Annotated in this window: 12 protein-coding genes; all 12 read right to left on the reverse strand. The window is 62.3% G+C overall.

Going from position 1 to position 12,967, the window contains the following annotated elements; translation table 11 throughout:
- Window positions 1-6: 6 nt before the first annotated feature.
- The gene (locus FA04_RS25685) at window positions 7-1,077 is read right to left on the reverse strand and encodes an ABC transporter ATP-binding protein (protein WP_034801840.1); all 1,071 of its coding nucleotides are present in this window, start codon (window positions 1,075-1,077) and stop codon (window positions 7-9) included.
- A gap of 5 nt (window positions 1,078-1,082) precedes the next feature.
- Window positions 1,083-1,874: an ABC transporter permease gene (locus FA04_RS25690; protein ID WP_034801842.1), complete on the reverse strand. Its 792-nt coding sequence runs from the start codon at window positions 1,872-1,874 to the stop codon at window positions 1,083-1,085.
- A 10-nt stretch (window positions 1,875-1,884) separates the two neighbouring features.
- Window positions 1,885-2,865 (reverse strand): ABC transporter permease, encoded by a 981-nt coding sequence (locus FA04_RS25695; RefSeq protein ID WP_051659597.1) that lies wholly within the window; start codon window positions 2,863-2,865, stop codon window positions 1,885-1,887.
- A 78-nt stretch (window positions 2,866-2,943) separates the two neighbouring features.
- On the reverse strand, window positions 2,944-4,044 hold the full coding sequence (locus FA04_RS25700) for an extracellular solute-binding protein (protein WP_051659598.1): 1,101 nt from the start codon (window positions 4,042-4,044) through the stop codon (window positions 2,944-2,946).
- 63 nt (window positions 4,045-4,107) lie between these two features.
- Window positions 4,108-5,103, reverse strand: coding sequence for a LysR family transcriptional regulator (locus tag FA04_RS25705; RefSeq protein ID WP_034801844.1), 996 nt, complete (start codon window positions 5,101-5,103; stop codon window positions 4,108-4,110).
- Between the two features lie 118 nt (window positions 5,104-5,221).
- Window positions 5,222-6,256 carry an L-threonine 3-dehydrogenase gene (gene tdh / locus FA04_RS25710; RefSeq protein WP_060611193.1) on the reverse strand — a complete coding sequence of 345 codons (1,035 nt, stop codon included), beginning with the start codon at window positions 6,254-6,256 and terminating at the stop codon, window positions 5,222-5,224.
- Between the two features lie 11 nt (window positions 6,257-6,267).
- On the reverse strand, window positions 6,268-7,455 hold the full coding sequence (locus tag FA04_RS25715) for a glycine C-acetyltransferase (protein ID WP_064817043.1): 1,188 nt from the start codon (window positions 7,453-7,455) through the stop codon (window positions 6,268-6,270).
- The gene (locus tag FA04_RS25720) at window positions 7,452-8,561 is read right to left on the reverse strand and encodes an NAD/NADP octopine/nopaline dehydrogenase family protein (RefSeq protein ID WP_208870275.1); all 1,110 of its coding nucleotides are present in this window, start codon (window positions 8,559-8,561) and stop codon (window positions 7,452-7,454) included. The genes FA04_RS25715 and FA04_RS25720 overlap by 4 nt, the downstream gene beginning before the upstream one ends.
- 69 nt (window positions 8,562-8,630) lie before the next feature.
- Window positions 8,631-9,713 carry an ABC transporter ATP-binding protein gene (locus FA04_RS25725; protein ID WP_034805888.1) on the reverse strand — a complete coding sequence of 361 codons (1,083 nt, stop codon included), beginning with the start codon at window positions 9,711-9,713 and terminating at the stop codon, window positions 8,631-8,633.
- Entirely contained in the window at window positions 9,713-10,507 is a 795-nt protein-coding gene (locus FA04_RS25730; RefSeq protein WP_034805885.1) for an ABC transporter permease, read from the reverse strand. Before FA04_RS25730 ends, FA04_RS25725 begins: the two co-directional genes overlap by 1 nt.
- The gene (locus FA04_RS25735) at window positions 10,507-11,493 is read right to left on the reverse strand and encodes an ABC transporter permease (protein ID WP_051659715.1); all 987 of its coding nucleotides are present in this window, start codon (window positions 11,491-11,493) and stop codon (window positions 10,507-10,509) included. The genes FA04_RS25730 and FA04_RS25735 overlap by 1 nt, the downstream gene beginning before the upstream one ends.
- A 113-nt stretch (window positions 11,494-11,606) precedes the next feature.
- Window positions 11,607-12,713 (reverse strand): extracellular solute-binding protein, encoded by a 1,107-nt coding sequence (locus FA04_RS25740; protein WP_034805879.1) that lies wholly within the window; start codon window positions 12,711-12,713, stop codon window positions 11,607-11,609.
- Between the last annotated feature and the right edge of the window lie 254 nt (window positions 12,714-12,967).

Here is a 12,967-nt window from a genome sequence, read left to right on the forward strand (position 1 = left end):
CTCCCTTCACTTCGCCAAAAGGACGGCATCGCGGTCGCGCCACCCCACCCAGACGTCGTCCCCTTCGATGTGCGAAAGCGCCACCGGATCGATCTGCGCCTCGAGCGTGCTGCCGTTGTCGAGCTTGACGGTCAGCGACGTGTGAGCCCCCTTGAAGACGCGCTGATCGATGCGCCCTTTGAGCGACGGCCGGTCTTCCGGCTTGCGCGACAGGCAGAAAACCGCCTCCGGTCGCAGCGCCACGGTGGCATGGTCTCCCGGTATCGGCGAGGTGCCGTTCACATCCGCATGCACGATGTTGCCGCGCCACTCGACGGCAGCGATCTCGCCGGAGACCGAAGCAACCGTGCCTTCGAGGAAATTGCTCTGGCCGATAAAGTTTGCAACGAAGCGGCTGCGTGGCCGGGCGTAGAGCTCGTCCGGTCCTCCCATCTGCTCGATCCTGCCCTTGTTCATCACGACGATGACGTCGGACATGGTGAGCGCTTCCTCCTGGTCGTGGGTGACGAAGATGAAGGTCTTGCCGGTCTTCTTTTGGATCGACTTCAGCTCGATCTGCATCTGCTGGCGCAGCTTCGCGTCGAGCGCCGACAGCGGCTCGTCGAGGAGCAGCACGTTCGGATCCGGAGCCAGCGCCCGCATCAGCGCCACGCGCTGGCGCTGTCCGCCGGAAAGCTGTGCCGGCATGCGTTCGGCGTGATCCTGAAGGGAGACGAGGGCGAGGAGATCGCTGACCCGTCTGTGGATCGCGGCGCTCTCCATGCCCTTCAATTCCAGGCCGAAGGCGATGTTGCGGCCGACCGTCAAATGCGGAAAGAGCGCGTAGTCCTGGAAGACGATGTTGACGTTGCGCTTGTTCGGCGGCAGGTGCGAGATCGGCTTGCCCTCGAGGTAGATTTCCCCCGACGTCGGGCTGTCGAAGCCACCGAGCATGCGCAGCGTCGTCGACTTGCCGCAGCCGGATGGGCCAAGCAGCGTGACGAACTGGCCGGGCGCGATCGCAAGATCGAGATCATCGACGGCGGTCAGCGCCCCATAGGACTTGTTGACGTTCTTGAAATGGACGACAGGCTGCATTTGCGTCAGCTCCTCGATCGGCGGGTGAAATGCTCGGCATAAAGGCCGATGGCGGTGGTGACGACGAGCACGATGGTCGCCATGGCGTTGATTTCCGGCGACATACCACCTTGCACCTTGGCGAAGATCAGCATGGGCAGGGTCGGCTGGTAGCCGCCGAGGAAGAAGGTGCGGACGAAGTCGTCGATGCTGGTCAACACGCAGAAGATCATGCCGCCGAAGAGCGCCGGCATCAGATAGGGGATGGTGACGCGCAGGAAGGCGATGAAGGGATCGGCGCCGAGATCGCGCGCCGCATCCACCAGATTGGCCGGCATCGACCGCAGCCGGGTCAGAACCATGATGACGACGAAGGGCACGGCATGAACCGTATGCGCAAGGATGATCGCGAAGGTTCCGGTCGGAATGTCGACGGCGCGGATGAAGATGCGCATCGAGATCGCGTTGATCAGCCCCGGCACCACGGCCGGAAGACAGGCGAGCGCGAAGATCACTGCCTTGCCCCAGATGTTTTCCGCCGAAACGAGAAGTGCGATCCAGACGCCGATGATCGTCGCCGAAACGGTGGTCGCGAGCGCAATGCCGATCGAATAGAGCGAGGCTTCGAGGAACTGCTTGTCCTGGATCACCTTGCCGTACCAGGACAGCGTCCAGTTGCCGATCGGGAAGGCGATAAAGTTCGCGTCCTTGAAGCTCATCGCCGTCATCAGCGCCAGCGGCAGCACCAGATAGACGGCAAAGATCCAATAGGAAGCGCCAAGCGCGGTTTTCGGGAGGTCGTTGAAATAGTTTCGCATGGGTCCACCCTCACATCAGCCGGACGGAGCGACCGCCGACGACCCGCATGAAGAGCCCGACGGTCGTCAAGGACACGACAAGCATGATCATCGAGAAGGCGGCGCCCTCCGGCCATTTGTCGTTTGAGCCGTGAAACAGCGTCGCGATAACTTCAGGGAAAATCACTGAATTCGGGCCGCCAAGCAGCAGCGGTGCTGCGAAGACACCGACGGCGGTCAGATAGACGAGGCTGCACCCAGAGACGATGCCGTCCTTGGAGAGTGGCAGGATGACCCGGCGGAACCGCTGAAAGGGTCCGGCGCCGAGATCGGCTGCCGCTTGGATCAGCGGCGTCGGGATCTTCTCGATCGCCGAATAGAGCGGCAGGAGCATGTAGAGCGCCAGCAGATAGATGACGCCGAAGCTCAGCGAAAAGAAGGTGTAGAGCATCGGGATCGGCCGGTCGATGAAGCCGAATTCCCGCAAGAGCACGTTCAGCGCCCCGCGGTTGGCGAGCAGCATGATGACCGAGAAGGTGCGGATCAGCTCACCGGCCCAGAAGGGGATGAGCAGCAGCAACAGGGCCCGCATCCGGTTCTTCGGCTGCACAATCTTTGCGACGTAGTAGGCCACGGGATAGACGATCACCAGTGTCGAGATCGTGACCACGGCGGCAAAGATCAGGCTGCGGACAAAGGGCAGGAAATAGAGCCGATCGGAGAAGAACAGCGCGTAGTTGGCCAGCGTGTATTCGCTGCTCTTGTCCGGCTGCGGCGGATAGTTGGCAAGAAGGCTGATATTGGCCATCTGCAGGATCGGCCCGATATGCAACATAGCGATCCAGAAAAGCGGCACGCCTGCCAGCACGGCGAGACGCACGCGCCGGCTTTCGACGAGCAGGCCGATCGTATGGCGATAAAGCCCCGAACGTGCCGCCTTGCCGATCCATCCGGCATAGCGCGGCACCGTCGACAAACCGACGGATGGCGGTTGTGTTGTCGTATCCAGCATTGTCTTCGTTCCCGGCTCTGGAAGAGTCCATTTTATGACGGGCGACCGGCCTCAGCCGATCGCCCGGATTTTGATAGGTCAGGCCGACTTGATCTCGGCCGTTGCCTTGTCGATCATCTCGTTCTTCATGTCGCGGTTGACGGAGCTGAAGAACTGGATGCGTTCGACCTGCTCGGGCGGCAGCGACAGCGCGGCACGCTCCTTCTCGTCCAGCACCTTGTCGACGCCGTCGAAGGCCGACGAGAAGCCGGACTGGCGGGTCATCGCAGCACCAATCTCCGGCGACGACAGGATGGCGTCGAGGAAGGTATAGGCAGCGTCCGCATTCGGCGCGTTGTTGACGATGTTGAACGAATATAGGAAGCCGAAGGTCCCTTCCTTCGGCACCGAGATCTCGATCGGATGGCCGTCCATGATGAGCTTGGCGGCCGGACCGGACCAGGCCTGCGCCAGGTAGATGTCCTCGTTGACCAACATCTGCTGCAGCTCGGAGCCGGCATCGTAGTACTTGCGCACCTTGTCCTTGTGCTGGATGAGGAAATCGCGGGCCTGGTTCGTTGCGGCCTGTGCGACTTCGGGCTTGTCGCCATAGGTGACGTAGTCGCCGTCGTTGCCCTGGTAGCGCATGACGATCGAGAGGAAGTCGCTGACGATATAGGACGTCAGGTTCTTGTTCTCGTCATCGAACATGATCGCCCAGCTGTCGGAAGCCTTGGCGTATTCGGTGTTGCGCACCAGGCCCTCGAAGCCGGCAAGCAGCGGCACGCCGAAGGTCTTGCCGTCGACGGTCAGTTGCGGCGCGCCCTTGTAGGCGGCGGCAAGCTTGCCCCAGTTCTTCAGCCGCGTGGTGTCGAGCGACGAGAGCAGGTTCGATTTCATGAACTGCGACAGGCGATGGCCGGTCACGGTGACAATGTCGGTGGAAGGTGCAGCCCCTTCGGCGGTCAAAAGGTTGTACTGCTTTCCCTGGTCGTCGGTCAGCCGGATGCGCACCTCGATGCCGGTATCCTTCTGGAACTGATCGATGAAGGACTGCGGTACGAACTTGTCATAGGTCGTGATGTTGACGACCTTGCTCTGTGCGAAGGCCGGGCGGATGATCGAAGGCGCTGCGAGCACACCGGCGCCGGCCGCCAACAGCTTCATTGCCGATCGGCGGGTGACATCAAAATTGTTCATCTCGTTCTCCTCATTTTGGCAGGCTCAATTCTCGTGTGGGCGTTCAGAGCTTTTTGCTCCCCTTTATTTCGCCGCCGGGTTGTCCGGCAGCGCACCATTGCCGGCGTTCCTGCCGGCAAAGCTCCTTTCGGCGATACGCGCCATCTGCTTGGGATCATGCACTGTCAGATCCGGCATCCGCTCCGAAGCGATCCGCGCTATCCGTTGAATGAGTTCCCGAACGCCGGCCGAGAGCGGGCGCGAGCCGGCTGACAGGATCGCCCATAGGAAGGGGATCTCGACATCGAGAGGCCGAATGACGATGGGCGCCGATTGCAGACCGTAGGCCGTCGCCGGCTCGATGATCGCCACGCCAAGGCCGAGCGATGCGACCTGCACGGCGTTATTGGCCGCGTTGGTCGCGATAATGCGATTGGGCCGCACGCCGGCCGCATTGAGCACTTCATCAACGCTATGGCGCAGCCGAAACGGATTGGACATGGTGACCAGCGTGCGCCCGGCCAGATCGGCGATCGAGATCACGTCTTTCGCAACCAGCGGATCGTGCGGCGCAACCGCGGCGACGCAGCGCCCTTCGAAAAAACCCTGAACGTCCAGGCCGGGCTGATCGGCCGGCAGCGACGTCACGCAGAAATCCGCCGTCCGCGCAAACACCGACTGCACGGCGGCCTCGGCCGGCATGCTGCGCAGATTGATCGTGTGGGGCAGCAGATGCTCCGGCAGTTCGGCAAGTGCGATCGGGATGATGCCGCTGGCAAAGGCCGGCGTTGCGGCGATCTCGATCGGCTCGGGTTCCTTGCCGGCGATTGCCTTGGCGCGATTGCGCAGGTGCCCGATGCCGCTGACGAAACGCTCGGCATCCTCATGGAAGGCAATGCCCTTGTCGGTCGGCGCGATCCTCGGGCCATTCCGCTCGAACAGCGCAAAGCCGAGCGACGTCTCCAGGTCCTGGATCAGGCGCGTCACCTGCGACTGCGAGCGGTCGAGCAGGCGGGCGGCACCTGTGATGCTGCCCGTCGACATAACGGCGAGAAAGGCCTCGAGATCGCGTACTTCCATCGGCTATCATGCGCTCCCTGCATGGTGGACGATCAATAGTGCATAAAACGCATTCTTAGTTCTAGTGACAAAAGACAATTTTTCTCGGATGGGGTCGACCGGGCCGGCCCTTGCGGCCTTACCAGTCCATGACGACCTTTCCGGAATTGCCGGAGCGCATGGCTTGAAAGCCGTCGCGGAACTCGTCGATCTTGATGCGGTGGGTGATGACGGGGGCAAGGTCGAGCCCGCCCTGCACGAAGGCGATCATCTTGTACCAGGTCTCGAACATCTCGCGGCCATAGATGCCCTTGAGGTTGAGCATCTTGAAGATCACCTTGTTCCAGTCGATCTCGAAGCCGGCCGGTGCAATGCCGAGAATGGCGATCTTGCCGCCATTGTTCATCTTGTCGATCATGTCGCGGAAGGCAGGGGCCGCGCCCGACATTTCCAGCCCGACGTCAAAACCTTCGGTCATGCCGATCGCCTTCATCACGTCGGCAAGGTTTTCCTTCGAGGCATCGACGACATGGTCGATGCCGACGCTCTTGGCGAGTGCCAGCCGCGTCGGGTTGATGTCGGTGATCACCACCTTGCGCGCGCCCGAACGCTTGGCGACCAGCGCCCCCATGATGCCGATCGGCCCGGCGCCGGTGACGAGAACGTCCTCGCCGACGAGATCGAAGGAGAGTGCCGTGTGCACCGCGTTGCCGAACGGATCGAAGATCGCCGCGATCTCGTCGGGCACATCCTCCGGGATCGGCACGACGTTATACTCCGGCAGGCAGACGAACTCGCCGAACGAGCCCGGCCGGTTGACGCCGACGCCGAGCGTGTTGCGGCACAGATGCCCGCGGCCGGCCCGGCAGTTGCGGCACTTGCCGCAGACGATGTGGCCCTCGCCGGAGACGCGCTCGCCGACATGGTACTTGGTGACGGCCGATCCGACCTCGGCGATCTCGCCCATGAACTCGTGACCAACGACCATCGGCACCGGAATGGTTTTTTGCGCCCACTGGTCCCAGTTCCAGATGTGCACGTCGGTGCCGCAGATCGCCGATTTCTTCACCTTGATCAGCACGTCGTTCGGGCCGATCTCCGGCACCGGCACGCGCTCCATCCAGAGGCCCTCTTCCGGCTTCGACTTCACCAGCGCCTTCATCATGTTCGTCATCAGTCTCTCCCTCAGATCACGCCGAGGTCGCGGCCGACCTCTTCGAAGGCGGCGATTGCCCGCCGGACGTCCGCTTCACTATGCGCTGCCGACATCTGCGTGCGGATGCGCGCCTGGCCCTTCGGCACCACCGGGAAGGAGAAGCCGATGACATAGACGCCCTTCTTCAGCATGCGCGCCGCCATCTCCTGGGCGAGTGCGGCATCACCGAGCATCACCGGGATGATCGGGTGGCCCTCACCGGCCAGCGTGAAGCCGAGCTTGGTCATCTCGGTGCGAAACAGGCTCGCATTGGCATAGAGCCGTTCGCGCAAGGCATCGCCGTTGTCGATCAGGTCGAACACCTTCAGCGAGGCGGTGGCAATCACCGGCGCCAGGGTGTTGGAAAACAGATAGGGGCGCGAGCGCTGGCGCAGCCAGTCGACCACTTCGGCCTTGGCCGAGGTGTAGCCGCCCGAAGCGCCGCCGAGCGCCTTGCCGAGCGTGCCGGTGATGATGTCGATCCGGCCCTCGACGCCACAATGTTCGGCGGAGCCGCGGCCATTCTTCCCGACGAAACCGACCGCATGGCTGTCGTCGACCATGACCATGGCGCCATATTTGTCGGCGAGATCGCAGACGCCCTTAAGATTGGCAATGATGCCATCCATCGAGAACACGCCATCGGTGGCGATCAGCTTGAAGCGGCTGCCCTCGGCCTTCTTCAGCTCCTCCTCCAGCGCCGCCATGTCGTTGTTGGCGTAGCGGAAGCGCCTGGCCTTCGACAGCCGCACGCCGTCGATGATCGAGGCGTGGTTGAGCGCGTCGGAGATGATCGCATCCTCTTCGCCGAGCAGCGTTTCGAACAGGCCGCCATTGGCGTCGAAACAGGAGGAATAGAGGATCGTGTCTTCCAGCCCGAGGAAGGACGAAATGCGTGCCTCGAGCTGTTTGTGTTCCTCCTGCGTGCCGCAGATGAAGCGCACCGAGGCCATGCCGTAACCGTAGCGGTCGAGCGCCTGTTTGCCGGCCTCGGCCAGCTCCGCGTTATCGGCAAGGCCGAGATAGTTGTTGGCGCAGAAGTTGAGCACCCGCTCGCCCGAGGCGACCTTGATTTCGCCCGCCTGCTTCGAGGTGATCACACGCTCCGACTTGTACAACCCGGCCGTCTTCAGGCCCTCGAGTTCTGAACGGAGATGGGTGAGGAAGCGGTCGCTCATTCACGTCCCTCGGCTCGATCGACAGCGACGACAGGCGGGAAGCCGGTGCGGCACAGGGCATCGAGACCTTCGAGATCCAGTCGCTCGAGGCCCAGTTCCGGAAGGAGGTCGTTCTCGCCTTCGAAGTCTCGGCCGTACATGGCCGAGAAGATGCGGATACCGGCCTCGTGCAGGTCTGCCGGGCATCCGGCAAGGCGCGCGAGCTGCGCCGTCACGACCAGACCGAAGGGGACATCCTCTGTTACATAGCGGCTGTCCGCCGTCGCAGGACCCGTGCCGTTATGTCCGGCCTCATGCATTTCCTGGTTCATCTGCGAGATCGTGCTGACCGGCACATGGAACGACAGGTGGAAATGCTGAAAAATGTCGCGCACCTTCAGCTGCAGCTTCTCGGCGACAGCCAGGCGTTCGAGGTCGAGTGTCTCCAGGAGACGACCGATATTGGGGGTGACGTTCTGGGCCTGAACCCAGGTCTCGCCGCGCTCCATGCGCGACATGTTGCCTAGCGCGATCCCGAGGTGGTTTTGCGGATTGAGGTTTGAAAGCGCGATCGCCAGAAGGCTGCCGCGATCGACAAAATGTTCGCCGAAGAGTGCCGTGCAGACCGCATGGCCGCGCGCACTTTCCGATGCCGGAACGGTCGCGAGATCGACCTGCTTGCGGATGGTGTTCACCTGCACCAGCGCAGGGCCGAGCTTCCGGCCGCTGACGATCGTCGTGCCCCAGGCAACGATCGGCAAGGTGATCCCGCGTGCTGCCAGAAGCGACGAGAGATAAAGCGCTCCGAACGAGGTGTGCGAGCTGAAGATCACCACTTGTCCAGCGGTCAGATGCGGCGCGATTGCGTCCAGCACGAAGCGGTGACCATAGGCCGGCAGCGCGATGAGGATCACATCGGTATCGTGGACGAGATCTTCCGCACTCTCGGCAACGGCCGGAAGGAAGGTGCCTTCGATGGCACCCTCGGCCGTCAGGCTCTTTCCGTCGGCAAGTGCCACAGTCCCGGTGCCGGACGGCGACCAGAGCGTTGCCTTGTGTCCCAGTTTTTCAAGAAGTGCAGCGGTGCCAAAGGCAATAGAGCCAGCACCTGCGATACCTACACGCATGTCGTTTTCCACTTTCATTGATATCGGGTAACGGGCGCAGCTGGGCGCCCGCCGTCGAGGGTGTTGCGGCTAAGCCGCGTTGCGGGCGGGGATGAGCGTCGTCGCTTCGGACGACCAGCCGACCCAGATGTCGTCGCGGCTCAAGCCTTCCACCTCGCTTGGATGGACGAGTGCGTTGAGCAGATGCCCCTCGCCGATCTCGACCTTGAGCGATGTGTGGTTGCCTTTGAAAACGCGCTGGCGGATGCGCCCCTTTACCCGGTTGGCGACACCCGGTTCCTGCGCCGAACATTGGATCGCTTCCGGCCGCAGGACGACGTAGATCGCGTCGCCGGCCTTGGGCGAGAGCGCGCCGGCGGACGCCTTGATCGTCATGCCGTTCCACCGCACCGCCGCTTCGCCGGCGTCAGTACCGACGACGTCGGAATGCAACAGGTTGGTTTCGCCGAGGAAGGTCGCCACGAAGGCGGAGCCGGGGCGCTTGTAGAGGGTCGCCGGATCGCCCATCTGCTCGATCCGGCCATTGTTCATGACCACGATCGTATCCGACATGGTGAGCGCCTCTTCCTGGTCGTGGGTCACGAACATGAAGGTCTTGCCGGTCTGTTCCTGGATCGCCTTGAGCTCGATCTGCATCGTCTGGCGAAGCTTGGCGTCGAGGGCGGAAAGCGGCTCGTCCAGAAGCAGAACGTCGGGATCGGGCGCCAAGGCGCGCATCAGCGCGACACGCTGACGCTGGCCGCCCGACAGCTCGGACGGAAGGCGGCCGGCAAAATCCTGCAGCTGCACGAGCTCCAGAAGCTCCGATACGCGCCTCTGGATCTGGCGGTTGTCGACGCCCTTCAACTCCAGGCCGAAGGCGATGTTCTTCGCGACCGACATGTGCGGGAACAGCGCGTAATCCTGGAACACGATGTTGACGTTGCGCCGGTTCGGCGGAACCATTGTCACGTCGCGGCCGGAGAGCAGGATGCGGCCCTCCGTCGGCGTTTCGAACCCGCCCAGCATGCGTAGCGTTGTCGACTTGCCGCAGCCGGAGGGGCCGAGCAGGGTGACGAACTTGCCGCGCTCGATGTTGAGATTGAGATTATCGACGGCGACAAAGCTGCCGAAGCTCTTGCGGATATTTTCGAACTGAACAACCGGTTGCATCAGCGGATCCTCGAACGACGTGTGAGATATTCTGCGTAGAGCCCGACCACGGCGGTCACGACCAGGACGAGCGTCGCCATGACGTTGATCTCCGGAGACATGCCGGACTGCACCCGAGCGAAGATCAGCATCGGCAGCGTCGGGCGATAGCCGCCGAGGAAGAAGGTGCGGACGAAGTCGTCGCTCGACAGCAGCAGGCAGAAGATCATGCCGCCGAAGATGGCCGGTCCCAGATAGGGAAGCGTGACGCGGAAGAAGGTGACGATGCTGTCGGCACCGAGATCGCGCGCGGCATCGACCAGATTGCCCGGCATCGAGCGCAGCCGCGTCAGCACCATGACCACCACGAAAGGCACGGCGTGGACGACGTGGCCGAGGATGATGGCGACCGTGCCCGTCGGCAGGTCGATGGTGGTGATGAAGATGCGCAGCGAAATCGCCGAGATCATGCCCGGCACCACGGCCGGCAGGCAGGCCACCGCAAAGGCCACGTATTGAGCGGCCCCGCGCAGCGACCCGATCAGCATCGCGATCCAGACACCGATCACCGTTGCAATGGCCGTCGTCGCCGCGGCGATCATGATTGTGTAGAGGCAGGCGTCCAGGAACTGCTTGTCCTTTATGACCTTGGCGTACCAGTCGATCGTCAGGTTTCCGAGCGGAAACGAAATGAAGCTCGCGTCCTTGAAGCTGACCGCCACCATCAGCGACAACGGCAGAAACAGGTACAGGACAAACAGCCAGTAGAAGGACTTGAGGGCCAGCCCGGGCCAATCGTGAAACAGGGCGCGCATCAGAATGTCCTTTGCTTCGAGCCGCCGACGACCCGCATGAACAGACCGACGGTGACGAGGGATGCGGCAAGCATGATCATCGCGAAGGCGGCACCGGCCGGCCAACGGCTGCTGGCGCCGTGGAAGAAACTGCTGATCGTCTCGGAGAACATGCTGGTGGTCGGCCCGCCGAGCAGAATGGGAGCGGCAAACACGCCCATGCAGGTGAGGAAGACCAGCGAGCATCCCGACACGATGCCGTCGCGCGAAAGCGGCAGGATGATGCGGCGGAAGCGCGTGAACGGCCCTGCCCCGAGATCGGCTGAGGCATCGAGCAGCGACTTCGGGATCTTCTCGATCGCCGAATAGAGCGGCAGCAGCATGTAAAGGCAGACCATGTAGACGAGGCCGAAGCTGATCGAAAACGAGGTGTAGAGCATCTGGATCGGACGCTCGGTCAGCCCGATTTCCCTGAGCAGCACGTTAACGGCACCGCGATTGGCGAGAAGCATGATCACCGAGAAGATACGGATGATTTCACCCGCCCAGAACGGGGCCAAGAGCAGGAGCAGCGCCCGTGACCTGTTGCCGGTCGCAACCACCTTCGCCACGTAATAGGCGACCGGATAGACCACGACCAGGGTGACGGCGGTTGCGATGGAGGCATAGATGAAGCTGCGCAGCAGCGGCATCCAGTAGAGCTTTTCACTGAAGAAGAGCGCGTAGTTGTCGAACGTGAATTCGGCCTCGACGCCCGGCTGCGGCGGATAGCTGGACAGGAGGCTGATGCGCAGCATCTCGTAGATGGGGCCGATATGCATCATCAGCATCCAGACGACCGGCACGCCGGCCAAAAGCAGGATGCGTCCGTATCGCCACTCGGCAACGGCGCCCAAGGTGTAGCGATAGAGCAGTGAGTTGATCACCCTCGCGACACCGGTCGAGTATTTCATGTGCGCAGCACGGACGGGGAGACCGCCACCTGCCGTATGTGTTCCCACGGCCATTGAATTATCCCAAAGCTTGTCCGCGACCCGACGGGCGTTGGCAGAACATGCGTCACCGTTCTGACCCCGCCGCCACGGCGAGGTCAGTCAGTCAGTCATCGCAATGCGATTGCTTAGGCCGCTTTCAGTTCGGCGACGGCGCGATCGATGATCTCGTTCTTCATCGAGCGGTTGAGCGAGCTGAAGAAGGTGACGCGCTCGAGCTCGTCCTGCGGCAGGGTCGATGCCAGCCGCTCCCTCTCGTCGAGCAGCTTGTCGACACCCGATATCGTCGAGCTGAAGCCGGAGGTGCGCGTCATCGCCGCCCCGACCTCGGGGTTCGCCAGGATCGCGTCGAACAGCTTGTAGGCGTTCTCGGCGTTCGGCGCGTTGTTGACGATGTTCAGCGTGTAGCAGAAGCCGTAGGTGCCTTCCTTCGGCACGGAGAGCTTGACCGGCACGCCGTCCATGATCAGCTTGGCAGCCGGGCCCGACCAGGCCTGCGCCAGATGGATGTCCTCGTTGATGAACATCTGCTGCACTTCGCTGGCCGCATCGTAGTATTTGCGAACCATGTGCTTGTGCTTGATCAGGTGGTCGCGCGCTTGGCTGGCGGCCTTCTGGGCCTCCTCGACCTTGTCGGTGTAGGTGACGAAGTCGCCGTCATGGCCCAGATACTTCATGGTGATCGACATGAAGTCGCCCGCCATATAGGCGGTCAGGCCTTCGTACTTCTCGTCGAACATGATGCCCCAGCTGTCGGCCTCCGACACGTAGTCGGTGTTGCGCACGAGGCCTTCGTAGCCGGCAAGGATCGGCAATCCCCAAAGGTTGCCCTCGAAGCGCGCCCAGGCGGCGTCCTGATAGGCGGGGTTGAGGTTCGCCCAATTACGCAGCTTTGCCGTATCCAGCGCCTGCACCAGCTTGGAGCCGATGAACTGGCCGTAGCGGTGGCCGGCGACCGTCACGATGTCCGTGGTCGGGTTTGCGCCTTCCGCCGTCAAGAGATTGTACTGCTTGCCCTGGTCGTCCGTCAGGCGGATGCGAACCTCGATGCCTGTGTCCTTCTGGAACTGCTCGATGAAATCCTGCGGCAGGAACTTGTCATAGGTGGTGATGTTGAGAACCGAGCTCTCAGCACGCGCCGACCGGATGAGGTAAGGCGCGGTGAGCACCGTTGCACCGCCTGCCCCCAACAGCTTGAGCGCGTTCCTGCGATTGATCTTCTGCCCGATAATCATTTGTTTCTCCTCTCGCCTCCCAGCGTGACTTGATGGCGCCAGAGCGCGCATACGCGCTTCTGATCCCGTCGCCGATCGCGCAGCCGGATCGATCCAGTTGCAGCCTGCATAAAGATTGGCGCAGCAAATTTGGTCCGTCTAATTGTTTTTGAGCCTGCATCCATTCCAAAAGGTTATAGCCCAGAATTTAAGCCGGCACGGCAAACGGCGATATTTTGCGGGGGTCTTGGTCGGCCGGATTGTCAACCTCCGCG

It is taken from the genome of Ensifer adhaerens, from assembly GCF_000697965.2.
Lineage (GTDB): Bacteria > Pseudomonadota > Alphaproteobacteria > Rhizobiales > Rhizobiaceae > Ensifer > Ensifer adhaerens.